This window comes from Pseudomonas sp. 50_B (assembly GCF_017491625.1).
GTDB lineage: Bacteria > Pseudomonadota > Gammaproteobacteria > Pseudomonadales > Pseudomonadaceae > Aquipseudomonas > Aquipseudomonas danubii.
Genome location: NZ_JAFGYX010000003.1, coordinates 243,714 through 265,189, shown reverse-complemented (window position 1 = coordinate 265,189; position 21,476 = coordinate 243,714). Strand labels below are relative to the sequence as shown.

At 64.9% G+C, this 21,476-nt stretch carries 9 protein-coding genes; 1 reads left to right on the top strand and 8 read right to left on the bottom strand.

The features are described 5' to 3' along the window. Positions 1–29: 29 nt before the first annotated feature. From J5M73_RS06485 to J5M73_RS06470, 4 genes are all read right to left on the bottom strand, one after another. Positions 30–9,041, bottom strand: a complete 9,012-nt coding sequence (locus J5M73_RS06485) for a TcdA/TcdB pore-forming domain-containing protein (RefSeq protein WP_207815138.1) — start codon at positions 9,039–9,041, stop codon at positions 30–32. Positions 9,042–9,156: 115 nt separating this feature from the next. Beyond that, positions 9,157–11,316, bottom strand: coding sequence for a type I secretion system permease/ATPase (locus J5M73_RS06480; protein ID WP_102865055.1), 2,160 nt, complete (start codon positions 11,314–11,316; stop codon positions 9,157–9,159). 2 nt (positions 11,317–11,318) lie between these two features. Next, positions 11,319–12,707, bottom strand: a complete 1,389-nt coding sequence (locus tag J5M73_RS06475) for an HlyD family type I secretion periplasmic adaptor subunit (protein ID WP_207815137.1) — start codon at positions 12,705–12,707, stop codon at positions 11,319–11,321. Beyond that, on the bottom strand, positions 12,704–14,845 hold the full coding sequence (locus J5M73_RS06470) for a type I secretion system permease/ATPase (RefSeq protein WP_207167904.1): 2,142 nt from the start codon (positions 14,843–14,845) through the stop codon (positions 12,704–12,706). Before J5M73_RS06470 ends, J5M73_RS06475 begins: the two co-directional genes overlap by 4 nt. A gap of 489 nt (positions 14,846–15,334) precedes the next feature. On the opposite strand from J5M73_RS06470, the gene J5M73_RS06465 reads away from it, so the two are divergent. Beyond that, positions 15,335–16,102 carry a transporter substrate-binding domain-containing protein gene (locus tag J5M73_RS06465; RefSeq protein WP_207815136.1) on the top strand — a complete coding sequence of 256 codons (768 nt, stop codon included), beginning with the start codon at positions 15,335–15,337 and terminating at the stop codon, positions 16,100–16,102. A 133-nt stretch (positions 16,103–16,235) separates the two neighbouring features. On the opposite strand, the gene pelG is transcribed toward J5M73_RS06465, so the two are convergent. The 4 genes from pelG to J5M73_RS06445 are packed head-to-tail and all read right to left on the bottom strand — an operon-like array spanning position 16,236 to position 21,473. Then, positions 16,236–17,606, bottom strand: a complete 1,371-nt coding sequence (gene pelG, locus J5M73_RS06460; RefSeq protein WP_102865059.1) for an exopolysaccharide Pel transporter PelG — start codon at positions 17,604–17,606, stop codon at positions 16,236–16,238. Beyond that, positions 17,607–19,139, bottom strand: a complete 1,533-nt coding sequence (gene pelF / locus J5M73_RS06455) for a GT4 family glycosyltransferase PelF (RefSeq protein WP_115580017.1) — start codon at positions 19,137–19,139, stop codon at positions 17,607–17,609. Next, the gene (locus J5M73_RS06450) at positions 19,136–20,125 is read right to left on the bottom strand and encodes a HEAT repeat domain-containing protein (RefSeq protein WP_102865061.1); all 990 of its coding nucleotides are present in this window, start codon (positions 20,123–20,125) and stop codon (positions 19,136–19,138) included. Before J5M73_RS06450 ends, pelF begins: the two co-directional genes overlap by 4 nt. Next, complete coding sequence (locus J5M73_RS06445) at positions 20,103–21,473, bottom strand: PelD GGDEF domain-containing protein (RefSeq protein WP_102865062.1); 1,371 nt, start codon at positions 21,471–21,473, stop codon at positions 20,103–20,105. The genes J5M73_RS06450 and J5M73_RS06445 overlap by 23 nt, the downstream gene beginning before the upstream one ends. Positions 21,474–21,476 lie beyond the last annotated feature (3 nt).

Genomic DNA, 21,476 nt, shown 5'->3' with positions numbered 1-21,476 from the left:
TGCGCCCCTCCTGTGTTTCTGCTGCGTGGTCAGGTCAGTGAAGGCACCAGCACCGCCTGCGCGGCCTGATGGTGTTTGGGCAGCTGTTCGCGAGCGCCGCCTGTATCAGCGAAGGCCGCCATGGCCCCGCTGAGTTTTGCCAGGCTGGGGCCCTGGCCATCTGCCGCCGGGTCCAGCCCAGCCGCCGCCGAGCTCAGAGCATTCGCCGCCGGCAGCGTCTCGCGCTGGCTCCAGGCCAGCTCGAACACGCTGTCCCGGGCTGATCCGCTCGGGCCAAAGCCCTTGAGCAGCTGCTCGACGCTGAGCATCGACGCATCGCCTTTGAGCTCGATCAGCAAATGCCCATGGGCGGCCGCCTGGCTGCCCAGCACCTGGCGCAGCACCAGGGCGGTGCCATTGCCCGTGTCGGTCAACTGCACGTCCTCACCCCGACGGCTGACGAGCATGTGCTTGCCATCGGCCACCGGCAGGATCACCCGGTCCAGAGCCAGGCCCGGATCGTCGTTGTCGATGACCACCGTGCGGTAATGCGCCCACATCGCCGGAGTCAGGCGGTAGGTGTCACCCCCGGCGCCGCCGTGCAGCACCACACTGTCGACCCCGGCAATCAACGGCGGCGCCAGATCATCCTGATGACCATTGCCGCTGGCGCCCTGAAGCAGCAGCGAGGAGCCGATGCGCTCGACATTGGCGTAGTGGCCAAGCTGCTGTGCCTTGCCGTCCTTGAGCTGATACAGCGCCTGCTCGGTCGGGCTATAGACATAGGCCGAGTTCGGCGTCCCGGCAGCGACTCCGATAAAGCGCAGGTCGCTGCCCGCAATACCGCTGCTGGCAAACATCTGCCCACTGGCGATATCGAACCAGCCGCGGCTGGCGCCATCCTGCAAGGTCAACACGCCTTTGGCGCCCCACTGTCCAGCCACGGTCGCCAGGGCCTGGGGCAGATTACCCAGATGTGCCTGCTGCCAGCCCTTGTCCACGGCCACCAACTGCACATCGCCGTTGTTGCTGCGCAGCAGCACTTCGCCCTGCACGGTGGTCAGGCGCAAGCCGGCATCGACCTGGACCGCCGAGCGCAGTTGCAGCGTGGGCATCCAGTCAATGGCGGCCGGCAATTGGGCCGAGGCCTCAAGCACCTCATCGTTGCCAAACGCGCTCGGCAGTGCCTGGGATGTCAGCGGCGGCTGCAGATAGAGCTTGCCGCTCTCGGGCTCGAACAGCCGGGCACTGCCACTGGCACCGTCGAAGCCGAGAAACTGCAGCGGCTTGTCTTGCAGCGCGGACGACGCCACCACCACCTGAGCGTTGTGGTACCACACTGGCAACGCACGCTTGCCGTCGGCGGCCTTGACCCCGAATACCGCCAGGGTGGCGTTGCTGCCGGCGACCTCAGCGAGGTCCTTCCACCAGCTACTGCGCCCCTTGAGCCAATGCTCGTTGACCGCCTCATAGCTCAGGCGCCCGGTCGCCTCGATCCGCGCCATGCGCCCGTCCTGGGTCACGGCCAGCAGATGGCCGTTGAGATTGAGCACATTGGCCAGGGGCGGCGTGGCCAGGCGCAAGGCGCTTGGCTGGCCGGCATCGAGCACCTGCTGCCCCGGCCCTTCCTGGCGGAACAGCACCTGCTGCGCCTGGCTGTAGAAATAGAACACCTCCTGGCCACCGGGCTGGGCCAGGCTGCCGGCCAACACCAGGTCCGCCGGAATCTTCCAGGCACTTTGCACCTGCCCCGACACATCGGTACTCGGCGCCTGCCCGGCCGGTGGCGCCAGGTTCGGCTTAATCACCACACCATCGCTGCTGCGCACCCAGTAGCGGTGCGCGACTTTGGCGTTATCCAGGCCAAACACCGTGATCAGCTCTGCCGCGGTCGGCTCCAGCAGGGGCGCGCCCAGGCTGTACACCGGGGTGTCGCGCGGGGTGGTCTGAGCCTCGTAGCCCTTGAGCAGGGTACTGAGCAGGGTCTTGGCGTCCCTGCCATGCTGACCGTTGCTTGCCGACCGTTGCAGCAGCGACTCATCGCCGACCACCCCCACCAGCTCCATCCGGTCACCGAGGATGCGGAAGCTCAGTTCGGCTTCCCGTTCCTTGAGCTGATAACGACGGGCCAGATACACCGCGTCGCCCTCTTGCCAGAACCGGCTGATCTGGCCGGCGCTCTGGTTGAACGACGGGGCGAACTGCGCATCGACCTTGCCGCTGGCAATCTCGACCCGCCAGGCGGCGGCGTTCTGGGCATCGACGAAGTAGGCATGCTCGCCGATGACCGCGCCCAGCTGGGCGTTGCCGGCCTGCTGTACATCGGTGTCGGTGAACAGCATGCGGTCCTTGGCGACGTCGTAGTACGCCCGACCGACATTGCGCTCACCGTGCTTGTAGTTCTCCACCAGCACGTATTGGCCGTGCAACTGATGGGCCTGGGCCAGGTCCTTGAGGTGCTGTTCGATGCGCTGCCCGGGCACTTGCCATTGGCTGGCGTCTTCCTTGACCACGTCAGTGGTCTGGCCGACAAAATCGACTGCCCGTACTTCGCCCTTGGCGTTGACCAGCAGCACCTGGCCGCTTTGGGCCGGATCGAGCTTGACCTTGACCCCGCCCACCAGCAAATGGTCCTTGGCCACCGTAATGCTGTCGCTCTCCAGCTGGCTGCTGTCGATGATCCAGCGTGACGGCTGACGGCCGGCCTCGTTGCTGAGCCTGACCTCGGTGCCTTCATTGAGGCCGATCAGGTATTCGCCGCCGGCGCCCTGAATGTCGTAGCGCAGGTAGCCGTACAGTTCCTTGGGCAATTGCGGTACCACCAATTGCCGGTTGCGCCCATCCAGCAGCACTTCTACCGGCGTCTCGACGTACTCCTGGTGAATGCGCCGGATCGTCTCCTCGCTCGGGAAGATGTAGAAGTCGTAGTCGAAGCGCCGGTCCTGCTCGAGCCTGCGAATCACATCGAAGCCCGTGTCATGCCGGGTGGTGGCCCCCGGCAGGATCATGTACTCGTAGCTGATGTAGGACTTGGGCGTGCCCGGCAGGATCACCGTCCGGCTGTCGCCGTGGTCGAGTTTGGGCGGCTGGGCGCCGTGGCCAATGCCGCTGCGCACCTCGATCGCCTGGGCGCGGTCGTTGATCATCCGCGGGAAGTCGCCAACCCAGAAGAAGTAGTTGATCGCCCCGGAGCCGGTGGAACCGTGATGGGTGCGGTAGATGTACTGGCTGTCGAAACCGACCTCGCTTGAGCGCAGGTCGAGGCGCTTGACCACCGCTCCGGGCAGCGGCACCAGCACCTGCTGTTTCTCGTCATAACGGTAGCCGTTGCCTTGATAGGCCTTGTCCAGGGTATCGAAGTAACGTCCCACCGCCTTGGCGTCTTCGGCCACCGCGCCAAAAGCCTGGGCCAGGGCCGTGAAGCCTACCGCCAGGCCGCCGAGGATCACCCCCGCACCGCCCAGCACCGCCGCGGTGGTCGAGGCGCCGACCAACCCGGCACCGATACCCGCCGCGCCGCTGACGAAGCTCGCCGAATCGAACGCCAGTTGGGTGCCGAATACGGCTTTCTGCACATCGTTTTCGGCATGGGCCAGCTCATAGGCATCCAGGCCGACCATGACCCCGCCAAACAGCACGCCTGCGCCCTCGTTGACCGTGTGCCCCAGGGTCGAGGCAAAGTCCTTGAGCGAGGACTCGGCGGCCAGGGCCTCGCCACGCAACGCGGTTTGCACCAGTTGGGTGACCTTGGCCACATCTTGCACGGTGCCGTGGCCGATCTGCGCCAGGCCCAGGTAGCTATGGATCTTCAGGGCCGTGGCCAGGTCCGGTGACACCACGCCCTGGGCTGCGTCCTTGCGGTTCTTGTCGGCCAACCACTGGATCAGGGTCTGGACCGCAAAGCCCGCGTTCAGGCCGTCCACATGCGCCGCTTCGCCGACCCCGGCGCGGGGCCGGATCTGCCCGTGTTCCAGGGTGAAGTGCTCGCTGAGCACGCTCATGTGCTCATCGACGAAACGACGGAATTCGACAAAGGTGCCGTCGTCGGTGCTCAGCCAGCGGGTCTGCTCGGGCTGGTCACGGTTGATGAACTGCACCCGATAGCCGCCCTCCGGCTGCGCCTCGGTGTTGGCGATGATCGGTATCCACTGGCTGCTCAGCTGGTGCTCCTGGGCCAGTCGGGTGCTGGCGGCATCGAAGCGCGCACCCCATTGCTCGGCGTCGAAGGTGGTCAGCGCCGCACCCAGGCGCAGGTCCTGGCTGACACGCTGCTGGGCACCTACCGCCTGCTCCACCTGACGGCGTTGGCCGATGACGCCGGCCAGTTCCTCGGGACGGGACAGATCGGCGACATTCAGCCCGCTGCCCAGCGGCACCTCGGCCATCTTGTGGGTGTCGATCTCGACCAGGTTGAAGGCCGGCTGCGACTGGCTGCCGAACGAGCTGTAGTGCGCCGCCAGTTTTCGGCGCACCAGGTGCTGCTCCATGGCCTTGGCCAGGCCCTTGCTGGAATCGAAGGCGAAGATCCCCACGTTCGGGTCATAGAAGTAGTAGCGACGGCCTTCGGGGCCCTGGGCACTGCCCACCAGCATCGAGTGGTTCCGGGTATTGAGGGCAAACATCGAGTCGCTGCCGCTGTTGGCCAGCCGCGCCACCACGTCGGACAACTGGAACTGCCCCAGCGCCTTGGAGGCCTGGACCGCGTCGACATTGGAATGCAGGCGGATCAGGCTGTTCTTGAGCAAGGTCGAGCTGCCGGCCTGGGGATCGGCCGAGGCCAGGAACAGCTTCTGCACCAGGCTGTTGACCCCCGCCTCGCCGCCATTGGCCAGGGCCACGGCCATGGCCCGGACCAGCGGGTAGCAGCGACCGCCGGAGCGATCCCCCACCAGCGACAGGTAAAAGTCCTGGGGTGCCAACTGACTGAAGACACTGCCGGCGCCCTGGAAGTCTTCACTGAAGGTCGCGGTCTGGCGCAGCACCTTGTCGACGTATTCGGCCTGGCTGGTTTCGCTGATGCGAGCACTCAAGGCGCCACGCTGCCCAGGCGTGAGCTGGCCGTCGAGAAACAGGCGCTTCATTTCCAGGGCCGACTGCTTGCCGTCCAGCCCGGGGATCTTGATCTCGCGGAAATCCCGCACGCCATCGCTGAAGGCCGTGCCCCGGGCCCCGCGCTGATAGGCCTCGGCAATGGCGTAGCGCTCGCCGATGCTGGTGCTGCGCTCATCGCCCCCGCCCTGGATCGCCGTGTCGTCGGTGCGCACCACCGCAGCGCTGCCTTGCTTGGCCTGGATCTGCTGCCAGAGCCAGGTCTTTTCTACCGAAGCGGCCTCACGCAAGACCGGCTCGTACTGCGCCCGGTAGAAATCCTGGGTGAGGTTGAGCTGCTTGATCTGCTGGTCGATCAGGCGCTTGTCGCCCGCCCCGCGCCGCTGCTCCTGGAGTTGATAGCGCTGGTTGCTGAGCTGTTCGATGTCGGCACTGACCCTGGCATGGACCGCTTCGCGCAGCCGATTCCAGGCGGCAATGGCCGGATGCTCGGCAGAGAAATCGCCGCCGTTGTAGACGCCATCGGCCACCCCTTCGCTGGACACGCCGAACTGGCTCGCGACTTTCTTCAGGTTCTGGTGCACCTGTTCGCGGTACTCGGCGAACTGGGTCCGGTTGCGTTCCTGCACCTGGCTGTCGGCGGTCTGGATGGCAAGCGGCTCTGCACCCTCGCGCAACTTCGGCCAGACCATCTGCCCTTCGCGCTGGTACTCCTGGCGCTGGAACACCAGTTGCCACTGGCCGTCGACGAATTGCATGTACGCCGCCGCCAGGCCCTCGGCCGTGCCGGCCACCTGGTAGTCCTTGTAGTCGACCGCCATCACCACGTTGTCGTACAGCAGCGAACTGTTGACCCGACCGTCGTGATAGACCCGATAGGTATCGGCGTCCAGGCGGGTCACCACCAGCGAGCAGCCCGACAAGGTGCCGGTAAACAGGAAGCTGCCCGGGCGCGCCTGCCGGGGAATGTCCACATAGGCCGGCGCGGCGTTGGCCTGGTTCGGCCCGTTGTAGCCGAGGAAGTACGCCGGCACGCTGTCCGCGCTCGCGGTGCTCACGGAGTTGGCGCTGTGCTCGGTGTATTCGAGCTCATACAGCTTGGGCGCGACTTCCACCAACTGCACGTGGCCCTGGGCCGGCAAGCGTCCGGCCTTGACCAGGGCCTCGGCGCTGAGGGTGTGGGTCTGGGCGAACTGCACCGGGTCGGCGGCAAACTGATGAATGTCGGCGCTGCCCTGGCGTGGTTCGAAGCCGGCCTCGTGGGCTGTCAGTCCGCCCTTGAGTTGCCGGTCCTTGTCGGCCTGCCCCAACAGCGCAGGCAGCGGGCCGAGGTCGGTGAAGCGCGGCGGATGGAACTCCTCGCTCGGCGCCAGGCCTTGATTGACGATGGGCAGGACTCGGGCCATCACCGCGTCGTACAGCTCCCCGTGCAAGGCCTCGCGGCGCCCTTGGGCACGGTAGCGGTCGAAGGTCTGCAGCAGGTCCTGGCCGATGCTGTCCGGCCCCTGGGGTTCATAACGGGCGGCGACATACAGGGTTTCGAAGAACGAGTGATAGCCGTTGCGGATCATGAAGGCCGCGTTGGCCATCTGGAACTGCCAGTACTGCTTGACGCTCGGCACACGACCGAACAACTCCGGCAAGGCATTGCTGACGGTCTGGGTGGTGCCGGAAATGCCCCCCACGAACGGGGTGTCCAAATCGTTCATGTAGCGCGTGGCTTCATTGTTCGGATCGGGACGGAACTGGCTGTAGCTGCGGTACTTGTCGTCCTGGATCAGCAGCGCTGTATCGGTCTGGGCCTGCTCCGGGTGGGTATTGAGGATCAGGTAGGGGTCGGGCTGATTCAGCCGGTTGTTGATCATGACCTTGTCGGCGCCGGTTTTCGGCGTCAGCGCGGCATGGGCATTGACCGGCACCGCGGCCTTGGAAAAGCTGTCGGCCACGGGGCGCAGGGCATGGAACAACGCCTGCTTGCGCAGGCTGCGGCCCTGGTCGCCGGACAACAGCGCCTCGACCGTCGGCCGCAAGGCGCCGTCGGCCGGCGCCAGGCCCTGGGGGCCGCTCAACAACAGGTTCAGCAGTTTGCTGTCCAGGCCGCGCTCCAGCGTCACCTTATCGAAGACATGCACCTTCGGGTTGCCGGGATGCTGCGCGGCGTTGGCGCTGGCCACGCGCTGGGTTTCCACCTCGATCGCCTGGGCGTGCCACTGTTCATACAGCGGTGCCAGCAGCAACTTGGCCTGGGCAATGTCGCTTTGCAGATAGCCGCCTTGCAGGACCTTGCCCAGTGCCTGGCTCTGCACCAGGTTCTGCCCCAGGTCGAACAACAGTTGATCGTTGTCGTGGCTCTGCCAGACCGACGCGGCGAAGGCCTGTTCCCACAGCACCTTGTTCAGGTTGTTGCCCTTGATATCCCGCAGGCTCGGGCGGCTGTGTTGCGCCAGCAGCACCCCGGCCGGGGTGATGTGGTTGCGTTCGAGCAAGCGCGTCAGTTGTTGCACGAAGGTGGCGCGCTCGCTGCTGCCTTCGAACAGCCGGCTGGCCTTGAAGCCCTTGTCGCGCAGTTGTTCCAGGCGCTCGAAAAACGCCGCGTTGTATTGGTACAAAGCCTCGGTCTGGGCCTTGCTCAGGTGGCTGCTGCTGACCTTGTCGCCCTCGACGGTCATCAGGGCAAACGGCGTCGCCGAACGGAAAGCGTCGCCCTGGGGCATTTCCAGCAGGTACTGGTGCTCGGCAAAGCCGACCGAGCGCTGCAGCTCATGAACATTGACGAACAGCCCGTCGCGGTCCGGGTGGTAGCTGTGCTGCCGATAGTCTTCGACGCCCAGGGTCTGGAAGCTGCTGAGGTCCGCGTTCTGGTTGATCAGCTCGCTCAAGGCGCCGGCCAGGGGCACTTCGCGAGGCACGCTAGTGCCGGGCGACTGGCCCGATACCTGGATGCCGACCTGGTTAGGCACCTTGCGATCGACGTTGGTCAACAGCAGCTTGTGGCCGTTGCTCAGCAACTGGGCCTTGAAGCCTTCACGCAGGGAGCTTTCCGACACCAGATGGTTGGCGAAGTACTGCTCGACGAACCCGGTCTTGACCAGCACCGAGCGAATCGGCGCAAAGGTCGGCGAGCGCATGGACGGCGGCTCGCTCTTGAGCCGGTACTGTTGCTGCCAGGCCAGGGACCGGGCCGCGGTGCCAAAGGAAAAATTCAGCACGCCGTCGGTGGGCACCACCAGCCGGCCGTGGTCCAGGTAGAAGTCCTTGAAACGCCCATCGGTACTGGCATTGACCAGTGCCACGTTCATGCGGATATAGCCCGGGCGCTCTTCCATCATCAGCAGTGACAGGTTCACCGGCAGCTCGTCGGAAGCCCGAGGCGGCTTGGCCAGTGCCGCCAGGCTCGCGGCCTGCTGCTGCGGTGCGGCCTTGAGCAAGGCGTTGTAGCGAGTACTCACCTCCTTGTAGGCCTGCAGCTCGGAGAACAGGGTCACGTAGGCCTGACTGAAGGTGGAGTCGGCAACCTGCACGCTCAGGAGCTTCTCCAGGCGATTGATCCGGCCCTTGAGCTCTTTCTGCTTGGCCGGAGCATCGGCTTGCAGGACCTCGGCCTTGGCGCCACCAGGACTGAGCAGCCGCAGGGCCTTGTTCCAGGTGCTGTCATAGTGGCTGATCGCCGTGTCCTGGCGGCTGTACAGCTGGATGTCGCGGTCCAGTTGCTGCTTGTAGGCAAGGGTGGCCGGAGTGTCGGCGATGGCCTTCATTTCTTTGCGGCGTTGTTGCAGCACCTGCAACTGGTCGCTCACCGAGACCGGGTTGTCCTGCATCTGGTAGTGCTGGGCGGCCAGCACGCTCAGGGTGCTCTGCTGCATTTCCAGCAGCCGCTCGCCGACCTGGCCGATGTACTCGGCGCGCTCGTCGGCACTCATGTGGAACCATTCGGTTTGCCGCCCTGCCGTCTTGATCTGTTGGTCGATCAGGGTATTGAGCAGGCGCGTGAAGTCCTTGGACATAAAAGCCATTGCAATGATCCTTTGTCTGTTTTGAGCCGGGCCCTGCGTATTGCGCAGGGCTGCCTATGGATATGCGGAGTGGGGAGACATGACGGGTGGCTGAGTCCTCCTGCCGTGGGTGGGGTCAATCCTTCATCTGCAGTGCCCATTGCCGGGCATACACGCCGTCCAGGGCGAGCAGCTGTTGATGTGTGCCTTGTTCGAGCACCCGGCCCTGATCGATGACCAGAATCCGGTCCGCGTGGCGCAGGGTGTTGAGGCGATGGGCGACACTGATCACCGTGCGGCCGCGGACGATGCCCTGCAGATTGGCCATCACCGCCGCTTCCGACTCGTAGTCCAGGGCACTGGTGGCTTCATCCAGCAACAGGATGCCGGGGTTGGTCAGCAGGGCCCGGGCCAGGGCGATGCGTTGCCGCTGGCCGCCGGAGAGCTGGCCGCCCCGCTCGCCCACCTCGGTCTCGTAGCCTTGGGCCAGGGCCTCGATAAAGGACGCCGCCCCGGCCAGACTGGCGGCGTGCCGCACTTCGGCATCGCTGGCCTGAGGCCGGCACAGGCGGATGTTCTGGGCAATGCTGCCGGCGAACAGCACGCTCTCCTGGAGCACCACGCTCATGTTGCGGCGCAGGGCCACCGGGTCGGCGATGGCCAGGTCGATGCCGTCCACCAGCACCCGGCCGTGCTGGGGCACATAGAGGCGCTGCAGCAGGCGGGTCAGGGTCGACTTGCCGGAACCGGAGGGCCCGGTAATGCCGACGAACTCGCCCGGCTGGATCTCCAGATCCAGCTGGCGCAGCACCTCCTGGCCGTCTTCTTCGTAGCGAAAGCGCACGCCCTGGAAGCTCACGGCGCCCTGCAACGCCGGCACCGAGGCCAGACCGCCGCTACCGCTTTCACAGTCGCTGTCGAGAATGTCCCCCAGGCGGCGCAGGGAAATCAGCGTGTGCTGAAAGTCCTGCCAGACCTGGGCCAGGCGCAGGATCGGCTCCACCACATGCCCGGCCAGCATGTTGAAGGCCACCAGCTGGCCGGGGCTCAACTGGCCGTCCAGCACCAGCATTACGCCCCACCAGAGCAACAGCGCCGCGGTCAGCTTCTGGATCAGGCCGATGCCCTGCCCGGCCCAGATGCCGACGATGCGGGTGTGGAACGCCGCCCGCACATAGGCCGCCAGCTGGCGCTGCCACTGCTGCTGGAAGGCGCTTTCGATGGCCCCGGTCTTGATGGTCTCGATGCCGCTCACGGTCTCGGTGAGAAACGCCGTGTTGGCCGCATTCAACTCGTATTCGCGCAAGGCCCGGCTGCGCAGCAAGGGCCCCACGCACAGCCAGAAAAGGAAATACAGGGCCAGGGAGCCCACCACCACCCAGGTCAGCAGCGGTGCATAGCTGTACATCACGGCGATGAACAGCCCGCAGAACGCCAGGTCCAGCACCAGGGTCAAGGCCGAGCCGGTGAGAAACTGGCGGACCTGCTGCATCTCGCCGACCCGGGCGATGATCTCGCCGCTCTGGCGGCGCTGGAAATACTCCAGCGGTAACTGGATCAGGTGCTGGTACAGGCGCGCGGACAACTCGGCGTTGATCTTGCTCGCCACATTGCTGAACAGCCAGGACCGCAACAAGCCGAACAATGGCTCGAACAGCGCCAGGGCCAACATGGCGATCCCCAGCACTTGCAGGCTCGACAGGCCGCGACTGACCAGGACCCGGTCGATGATGTTCTCGAACAGCAGCGGCGTGACCAGCGCCACCCCTTGCAGCATCAGCGACACCAGCAGCACGCTGCGAAACTGGCGCCCATGCTTGAGGATCGACGGCAGGAACCAGGAGACGCCGAAACCACCGGTCTTGAGTTGCACGTGCCGCTCGGCCAGCAGCAGCACCTCTCCCGTTCGCTGATCCTGGCCCTGCCAGAGCGTCGCCAGCTCCTGGCGCGACAGGCTCTGGCATTGCCCCTGCAACGGCCAGAACACCCGGACCTGCTCGTCCTCTACCGCCTCCAGCACCGCCCAGCCGTGAGGGGTGTTCAACAGTGCCGGCAGCGGCAGGTGATGCAGGCGCTGCACCCGGCTCTGCACCGCCCGTGCGCGCAGGCCGATCCAGCCGGCGCAGCGCCGCAGGTCAAGGCTGTCGGCCGGACCTTCAACCCGTCCCAGGCGGTGAGTCAGTTGCGCCACGCTGATGTTCAGGTCGAAGCGCCGGGCGGCCCAGGCCAGGGCGTGCAGGCCGGTGTCGAGCAGCGTCGCTGAGGGTTCGGAGGCGGCATCGAAAGCGCGGGTCATGTTCAACGCTCCCGCAACGCTTCGGACTGATACTCACGAATCGGGCTCAGCAGGTAATTGATCACCCGCCGCTCGCCGGTGCGAATCTCGCCGGTCACGCTCATCCCCGCCTGCAAGGGCATCCAGCCCTGCCCCGCGGCAATGGCCGCACGCTCCAGGCGAATCCGCGTGGGGAACACCAGCCCCAGCTGGTCGTCCTTGATGGCATCACCGGAGACATGCTCCACCGTGCCGCGCAAGGTGCCGTAGCGGGTGTAGGGAAACGCATCCACCTTGATCTCCACCGGCTGGCCGGCCCTGACGAAGCCCACGTCCTTGTTCAGCACCATGACCTCGGCATCCAGCTCGGCCCCTTCGGGCACGATCACCAGCAACTGTTGCGCCGCTTGCACGGCGCCGCCCAGGGTATGCACCGCCAGTTGCTGGACCACGCCGTCCACCGGTGCCAGCAGGGTTTGCAGGCGCTGGCGGTCGCGGCCGCGAATCAGTTGCTGCTCAAGCACAGCGATCTCCTGTTGACTGCGGTTGAGCAGTTCGTGCTGCTCGCGCTGGGTCCTGGCCAGGAAGCTGTCGCGCTGCTCGCGACGGTTCTGCGCCTGGGCCTTGAGCACCTGCAACTCGGCCTGTTGCTGGGCCAGCGAACGCTCGACTTCCAGTTGCTCCTTTTCCTGCTCAAGCAACTCGACCATGGGCATCAATTGTTCAGCCGCCATCGCCCGGCGTGCATGGAGCCGTTTGCGCACATTGCTGGACAGCTTGCCCAGGGCGCTGATCTCGCTGCCCCGGGCCCGCTGATTGGCCTGGTTGATGGCGATCTCGGCATTGAGGCTGTCCAGGTTGGCGCTGATTTCCTTCCAGGTGCTCAGCAGTTGCTCCCGGGCCGCTGCTACCTGCTGTGCATCCAGGCCCGCCGGCGCCTGATAGCTGTGCAAGGGCTCCGGGGTCAGCAGTGCGCGAGCCCGGGCCAGCTCCAGACGTTTGAAGTCCAGTTGCGTGCGCAACTCGCTCAGTTCGGCGTCGATGCCAATCGGGTTCAGCGCCACCAGCACCTCGCCGGCCTTGACCCGCTGCCCGTCACGCACATGGATGGCCCGGACTTCACCTGCCTCGTGGGCCTGGATCACCTTGGTGTAGCTGGACACCATGAGGCGTCCGGCGGCACTGGCATGAATGTCGAGAAAACCGAAGATCGCCCAGCCCAGGGCCAGCAGGATCGCCAGGATCAGCAGCAGCGCCGTGCAGCGCGCCCAGGGCGCCGGTGGCCGCTCGACAATTTCCAGGTAGCCGGGCTGGAACTCGTACTCGTCGCGGCTGCGCTTGAGCCGCGTCCGCGCCTGCCCCAGGCGTTGCCAGGCGCGACGTGCGCGAGACAACAGCGTGCCGAACATCATGACGCCTCCTTGCTCAGCGCCTGCTGCAACGCCCACAGGCGCGCGTAGCAACCACCGTTGGCCAAGAGTTGCTGATGGCTGCCGGATTCGCTGATACGCCCCTGTTCCAGGGCGATGATGCGTTGGCAATGCCGTACCGCAGACAGGCGATGGGCAATGATGATCACCGTGCGTCCCTGGGCGATGCTTGCCATGTTGTCCTGGATCAGCGCCTGGGATTCGTCATCCAGGGCGCTGGTGGCCTCGTCGAAAATCAGCAGGCGCGGGTCGCCCATCAGTGCCCGGGCAATGGCGATGCGTTGCCGCTGGCCGCCGGACAACGAGCTGCCGGCTTCGGCCAGCACCGTGTCGTAGCCCAGGGGCAGGCGCAGGATGAAATCATGGGCACCGGCCAGGCGCGCCGCGGCAATCACGCTTTCCAGGGAAGCCGTGGGATGGCGCAGGGCGATGTTGTGGCGCACGCTGCGGTTGAACAGGTAGTTTTCCTGGAGCACCACGCCAATCTGGCTGCGCAGCCAGGCCGGCTGCAACTGATCCAGGGGCAAGCCGTCGATCAGGATGCGCCCGCCATCGGGGGTGTAGAGTTTCTGCAGCAGGCGGGTCAGCGTGCTCTTACCGGAGCCGGACGGGCCGACGATACCCAAGGTCTGCCCGGCGGCGATATGCAGGTCCAGGCCGCGCAGCACCCATGCAAGTTCCGGGCGGTAGCGGAACACCAACTGTTCGATGCGCACTTCGCCACGCAGCGCCTGAGTCGGGCGCAAATCCCCCTCGGCCTGCTCCACCGGCAGGTTGAGCATGTCGCCCAGCTTGTCCACCGACACCCGCACCCGGACGAACTGCTGCCAGACCTCGATCAGCTTGGCCACAGGCTGGCTGACGTGGGACAGCATCATGTTGAAGGCAATCAACTGGCCGATGCTCATCTGCAGGTCGATGACACGGCTCGCGCCCCAGCAGATCACCGCCACCGCGGTGACTTTCTGCAACAGCATCACGCTCTGGCTGATGGCGCTGCCCAGGGTCTGGCTGGCAAACCCGGCCTCGACCATCTGCGCCGTCTGCGACTCCCAGCGACGCTGCATGCGCGGCTCCACCGCCAGGCTCTTGATGGTTTCGCTGCTGCTGACGCTTTCATTGAGAAAGGCGGTGTTGCGCGCCGCGCTGTAGAACTGGCGCTCGATGCGCTTCTCCAGCGGGCCGGTGCTGAACCAGGCCAGCAGCGCATACAGCGGCAGGGTCAGCAGCACCAGCAGGGTCAAGGGCCAGGAAATCCAGGCCATGACCGCAAAGAACACCAGGGTGAAGGCCACGTCGACACACAGGGTCAGCAGCGAGCCGGTGAGAAACTCGCGGATGCTGTCCAGCTCCTGGACCCGGGTGATGATCGCCCCCACCTGGCGTTGCTTGAAGTACAGCAACGGCAGGCCCAGCAGATGGCGCAAGAGCTTGACCCCAAGGCCGATGTCGATGCGATTGGCGGTGTGCGCCGCCAGGTATTCACGCAAGCCCTTGAGCAGCACCTCGAACAGGCCCACCAGCACCAGGGTCAGCACCAGCACGTCGAGGGTCGACAGCGCCCGGTGCACCATGACCTTGTCCATCACCGCCTGGAAGAACAGCGGCGTCGCCAGGGCCAGCACCTGCAGCAACAGCGAGCACAGCAACACTTCGCCGAGTATCCGCCGATGGCGCAGCAGCTCCGGTACGAACCAGGACAGATCGAAGCGCAGGCCGCTCTGGCGCAGGCGAATCACCTCCCCGCTCCACTGCTCGGCCAACTGCTGGCGATCGAGCATGTCCGGAGTCGGCATTGAAGGTCGCTGCACCAGCGCCTGGGTGTCCGAGAGCCGCGCCAGCAGCATGAATTCGCCGCTGTGGTTGCGCCAGACCAGGGGCAGCATCTTCGGCGTCAGTCGGGCCAGCGCCAGGCGTTCCAGGCGCAGATCAACGCCGGCGTTGCGCGCATAGTCCCTGAGGGCCTGGCGCAGGTCCGGCGAGGGGGACTGCTCCTGGGATGGCGGCTGCGCAGCTGGCGGTAGGCGTTCCTGGGTCAGTTGCAGCAGCAGATGGCAACAGGCCAAGGCTGATTGAACGGCCGTGTCGGCCGCGGATGAGGTGGCAGACAGCGTCGTCATAGCGGCGCGTCCGCAAAAAACAGACTGCGGGGTGGTGCAATAGTGACTGGCATAGACCGCTCGTTGCTTGCTCCAGGGAGCGTGGAGGCACGAACGCAGTCTGAGTCAGCTAATTGCGAATGATAATCAGCAGTTTGATTGAAGCGTTTTAACTAAAACTTAAAGCTGTCCCCTAAATCCCCGGCATGCCCAGGCTGCGCATGCAGGGGGACCTGGCCCCAGGCTGACGAGGCTACTGATACAGCGCTGCCCACGGCTGTTCAACCTGAGTCTCAGCGCGTACCAGTCGCTGCCCTCACCGGTTGCGCCAGCCCTGAACCGTGATGGCAATCAGCGGTCAAAATAATCCGTCAAATCCATCCATCTCTGCACATAACCCTCTAATCTTGGCGGCACGTTTTGCAGGTCGTTGCGGTCGGTCTTTGTAGGTGTCGAATACGCAGCGTTAATCCGAGAGCATGAAATGCCACTGTCTGTTGAGTTACTGCCATGACTCAGGTGAGTCAATCGTTGCGCCAGCGGGGGGCGCTGATCCTGACGACGCTGCTCGCGCTGATGGCCTGGGGGCCCGCAGTGTCTGGCGCAGAGTCCCGTAGCTTCGAGCTGTACATCGCCGAAGCGCCGCCTTTATCGATGCTGGATCAGTCCGGCCTGCATGGCATCGTCGGCGACGCGACACTGGAAGCGGCGACCCGGGCCGGATATGCGCTGCACTTTGTCGAAGTGCCTTGGGCACGAGCCCAGCAAAGCGTACGCAAAGGCGTCGACAAGCTGATCATTCCGCTGTCGCGCACGCCAGAAAGAGAGGCTGATTACACCTGGATCGCGCCCATCATGACCATGGACAGAGCGTTTTTCAGCCTCGATAAACGCGTCCAGAGCATGCAGCAGGCACGGGAAACCTTTGCCCGCATCGCCGTTGGCCGAGGCAGCGCCCAAGAGCAAAAACTGCGGGCAGAGGGCTTTAGCGATGCCCAGATTTATCCGTTTGAGATTGGTGAGAATCCGGCGCAATTGCTGCTGATGGGGCGCGTCGATGCCTGGTTCAACGGCATTCCTGAAACGCAAGCTATCTGGCGCAAGCTGTCAAACAGGACGTTGCAGGTCAGTCCGTCCTTGATGAAGACCGATCTGTATCTGGCCTGCTCCAGACAGTGCGATGCGCTACTCGTGCGCCACTTGCAGGCGGCAGTCGAGACACTGCGCAAGGACGGCACGCTGGAGCGGATAAAAAACGCTTACCTGAAAGAGCGGTGATCCGTTGCCCCGGCGCAGGTCAATCAGCACCTCGCGCCAGGGGGCAACTCACGCAGTGCACTGCATCACCTCGGCCCTGTACCCGGCTTGCGCTGGCGTCATGACTGCGAGCCTGGAGAGGCCGTGCACGGCCTTAACGCGAGAGCATGAAGGTCTCGTACTCCAGGTCATCCAGCGCCGTCGACAGCCGCGCCAGCCCCAGCAATACGCAGATCAGCAGCGACAGGGTAAAGCCATAACCGAAGTAGCTCGGCCCCAGGTGCAGGCTCAGCAGGGTCAAGGCGGCGTTGAGGGCGACGAAGAACAGGCACAGCTCCAGCACGATCGCGCGTTTGTCGAGGTAGAAAAACACGTTGAGGATCGCCATGAACACCACCTGGATGCTCACCCCGATCAGGTCGATGTAGAACAGCGGCAGGTAATAACTGGACATCCCCAGCCACTCCAGCAGGCGCGGACCGAAGAGAAACAGCAGCACCACCGTCAGCCCCTGGACCTTGCAGATTTCCAGCAGGCCCTGGCGGATCGAGAAGGTCATCTCGGCTTTCAGCGAGCCGATATGCTGCAGGGTCTCGCCGTCGCGCACCGCGCGAAACAGCCGGTCGTACCACTCGGCGAAGTCGGTTTCGATCCTGACCAGAAACACCGCCATGCCGGGAATGATCGCCAGGTAGGCGAGGAAGATCGGCAAGTCGTAGAGGATCGAGGCGCGCATCGGCCCGATCACCTGGCTTGAGGTGTCCGGGTTGAACCAGAAGATGAACTTGTCGATCCAGATGCCCAGGTTGTAGCAAAACCCGGTCAACAGCAGGCTGAGGAACACCTGGCGACGGTCGAGGAAGTCGAAGGCCACCAGCTTTTCCGCCCGGTACTCGCGCAGGATGTCGTAGAGAAACAGGAACAACAGCGAGCTATGCCCCAGCAGCAACGCCAGCAACAAGCCTTCCATGCCCATGTGGCGCAGGAAGAATGCGCTGCCGACCATCAGTCCGTAGCCCACCAGCATCACCAGCAGGATGCGGTTATAGGCCTTCATCCCCGAGAGAAAGATGATCACCAGCCACAGGTTGCACAGCACCACGAAGTTGGCCAGGGTCAGCAGGCGGTAGAGCAGCGGCTGGTCGAACAGGGTGCCCAACAGCACGATGCCCAGCACCCCGGAGCCCAGGGTCACCAGCAGCAGTACACCCACCAGGTTCGGCAGGATCTGCTCGTACTTGCGCTCGAACAGGCGGTCGGAGACAAAACGGGTGAAGAACAGCTGCAAACCGCCGGTGAGGATCAGCGACGTGGCCATCAGGTAGGTCACGGTGATCAGGAACTGGCGGATCAACACCTCCGGAATCACCAGCCCCAGGCTGATGACCCCCACCAGCATCACGCTGAGAATCGACAGCACCCAGGGTCCGGAGCTGATCAGCCCGGCATAGACATAGGCGTGCAGCGTCGCCGTGTAGGAGTCGCGGGAGAGAATCTTGCGCAGTTCAAAACCGATGCCGGCCATTTACACAGCCTCCTTGTGTGCGGTGCCCATGGCGGTGTCATACAGCGCACGATAGCGTTCGATCATCAGGGTTTCGCTGTAATAGCGATGCACCCGCAGCAAACCGGCGGCCTGGGCGGACTTCCAGCGTTCGGGACTGCGCAGCAGGTCGATGATCGCCTGGGACGTGGCCTGGGGATCGGCGATGGCCACCACTTCCCCGGCCAGCCCCAGATCGCGGTCGGCCGCCTCGCCGCCCTCGATCAGCTCACGGCAGGAGCCCACGTCGCTGCTCACCACCGGCGTGCCGGCGGCCCAGGCTTCGAGAATCACCAGGGGCTGGGCCTCGCTGATGGAGGTCAGCACCATCAGGCCCAGTTGCGGCAGGATGTCCTGGATCTTCTGGAACCCGAGGAACAGCACCTTTTGCTCCAGCCCGAGACTGGCCACCAGGCTGCGACACTCGGCGACGTACTCGGGGTCTTCCTCTTCCGGCCCGACGATCCAGCCTTCGACCTGGGGCATGACGCTGACCACCCCGCGCATGGCCCGCAGGAAGGTCTTCACGTCCTTGATCGGCACCACCCGGCCGATCAGCCCGACCACCGGAGCGATGCCGTCGGCCCGGGACTCAAGGGCCTGGGTCCACACGTCCAGGTTGATGCCGTTGGGAATCACCCGGGTGCGCTCGGCCGGCGCGCCGTCCTTGATCTGGCGCTGGCGGTTGCCGTCGTACAGGGCAATGATCTGGTCGGCGCTTTCGTAGACCAGATGACCGATGCGCTCGAAGAAGCGCACCCAGAGCATGCGGATGTAACCGGAGCCTGCGTCCATGCTGTCGTTGAGCGCCTGGTTGCTGCTTTCGGCGATCCAGCTGGCCTGAGCCAGGTCGATCTTGCGCTCCTTGGTGTAGATCCCATGTTCGCTGAGCAGCAACTGGCAGCCCCACAGCTGCTTGAGAATGCAGCCCACCAGCCCGGCATAACCGGTTGAAATCGAGTGCAGGACCCGGGCCCGCGGCATGTGCCGGGCGGCATCGGCGAGCATCAGCAACGGCGACTGCATGGTGCGCAGGGTCCAGAAATAGTTGACGAAGGACGGGTCGGCACAGTGCTGTTCGTAACCTTCGGTCAGCGCCTCCCAACTGGGACGACTGTAAAGCACGTCATCCAGGGTGATACGCGCCTGGGCCAGGGAATCGAGCACGCCAATGCCCAGCTCGGCGGCCGGTTTCTCCGGGTTGTGCAGGTAACGGTACAGGTTGCTCAATTCCTCCAGGGACGCCGTGTGGGCAACCCGCTTGTGCTTGGGATTGCGCCAGGCCTCCTCCAGATACACTTCTTCGATGTGCACCACGTTGGCCGGGATCTCGTAGCGGCGCTGACCGTAGGCTTCGCGCTGCCCCCCAATGAACAGCACGGAAAAGGTCAGTTGCGGCAGACCGAGGATCATCTGGTGAATCCAGCTGGACACACCGCCGCGCACATAAGGCCAGGTGCCCTCGAGCAACAGGCAGACATCGGCAATGGGCGTTGGGTTGACGGCGGTTTTCATGTCCAGGTCCTTACCAGCCCGGCAAAGGGCGGACGTTGTTGCATCTGCGGCGGCAAGCTTTTGAGCAGCGCGGGAATCTCTGAATAGTTGCCGGTTTCAAAGGCGATCTCGGCCCGAAACGGCAGGACCTTGGCCGGGTCCATGCCCGCTTCCTGGGCCTGGTGCATGTGCAGTCGCGCCTTGCCGATGTCGCCCCGCTCAAGGGCGATACGCCCGGCCAGCAACAGCAACTCGCCGCCCTCTCCCGCCTCCAGCGCCAGCTCGGCATGCTCGCCGGCTTGCCCTAGCACGTGCTGCTGGACGCTGCCCTGGGCCAGGCCCAGGTAGGCCAGTTCCCAGTACCAGCGCGCCAGGGTGGCATGCAAGGCGCCGGCCTTCTTCGGCGCGGCACCGGGCAGCTGTTCGAGGGCGGTCTGGATGCGCTGGTTGATGTCGGTTTCCTGCTTGTCGAGCATCGAATAGGCCAGCAGGCGGACATCGTCGCTGGGATCTCCCAGGGCCAGCTTGAGGATCGGCACCGCTTCCTTGCCCGGCATCTTGCGGGTGGCGAGCAGCGCTGCCAGGCGCTGGTCGGGGTCCGGGGCGTGGCGCAGCACGTCCTGCAAGCCGCTGTCGCCGAAGGTCGGCGAATGCAGATGGGTCTGGGCACGAAACGGCAGTTCGGGAATGCCAACCGCCTGCCACATCTGCGTCTCGCGCTTGCGCGGCAGATACAGCGCCGGAAAGATCGCGGCAATCACCCCGACCGAGCCCAGCAGCGGTACAAAGAACGCCAGGCTGAAAATGAACAGCGGACTCCAGGGCAACGGCCGGCGATAGCGGGCCGGCAACAGCAGCCACACCGCCGCCGTCAGCAGGCCGCAGGCGATACCGTGGGACATTGCATACAGCAGCGCGATCTGCAGGTCGGGCAATTGAGTCGTCAGACTGGCCCAGCTCCCCACCTCGAAAAACAGCGCTCCGCTAAACAGCCACTTGCTGATCATTCAGGCCACACTCGTTGTACAGGAAGTTACGCAGCCCATCGCGTTGCCGGGCCGACTCCAGGTCGTAAGGCAGCACCGCGACCCCCAGGCTGGCCAGGTCCACGTTCATGCCGAAGTGCTCGTGAACCAGCTTGCCCAGGCGCGCCAGGTAGCCTTGGGCGCCCTCGGCACTGGTCAGTGGCAACAGCACCAGCAACAGCCCGTGCCCGCGACTGTTGACCAGGCTCAGGTGCAGGTCCAGCCCGCGCTGGCTGCGCTCGAACAGCCGCGCCAGTTCATCGTTGGGCTGGGTCAGTTCAAAGGCGTAGAGGCATCCGGACAGACCGTGTTGCTCGACATCCACCAGCGAACGCTTGAGCTGGCGGGTGAAGTGCTGGGCGTCGGCGTTTTCCAGCTGCAGTACCTGTGAATCCGGGTGCAGCAGGTCGGCGATATGCCCGGCCAGCAGCGCCAGCAGGCTGAGGGTGCGCTCCTGGAAGGCAAAGAACGGCATCTGCCGCACCGCGAGAATCGCCAGCACCCGCCCCTGGGTATCGACCAAGGGAATACAGGCCTGCAGGGACGACACCGACGCCTGCCCGCCGCTGTCGAGCAGCTCTTCACGCACACTCACCAGCTCTTCGCGCTCCAGGCACAAGCGCACCAGCAGGTCCTGGTTGTCCAGGGGCCCCATGGTCCCGGTGGAGGCCAGCAGCGTCAGAGTGGGAGGCGCGCTGCCGGCCTGCTCCACACGGTACAGCCCGGCCACCCGCAACGAGCCGTACTGGCCCAGCAGGGTCAGCACCGGCTCGGCCAGCAGGGTCAGCGAATCATCGCCATTGGGCACCGCACGCAGGCGCTCGCGCAGGCCCAGCAAGGAACTGCGCAGGCTCTGATCGCTGCCGGCCAGACGCTGCTCCAGGCGATCATGGGACACCCGCAGGATCTGGTGCGCCCGGGTGAAGTCGTCGAGTCGGTACTGGCGATACTCGTTGGCCATCTGCAAGCGCAACAGGCGCCGCTCCCACAGGTCGCGCACCTCGCCCACGAGCATGCCGCAGACCAGCACGCCGACGATGTAGGACGAAGCGATAGGCGCATAAGCCTCCAGCCCCGACTGACGCAGGATGAAGAACGCCGCCACCAGCAGGCTGGCGCTGATCAGGCCGCGGACAAAGCCGTAGCGCACGCCCAGCAACAACGGCGCCAGCACCGGCCAGGGAAACTCGGCCTGTACTTGCAAAGGGTCCTGCGGCGTCAGCCACAGCCCCAAGCCGATGACCAGCGCGGTCACCAGGAATGTTTCCAGCCATGACGCCGGACCGCTGGCGCGGGGCGCCAGCGCGTAGTCCATGTGTGGAGAGCTCATGAC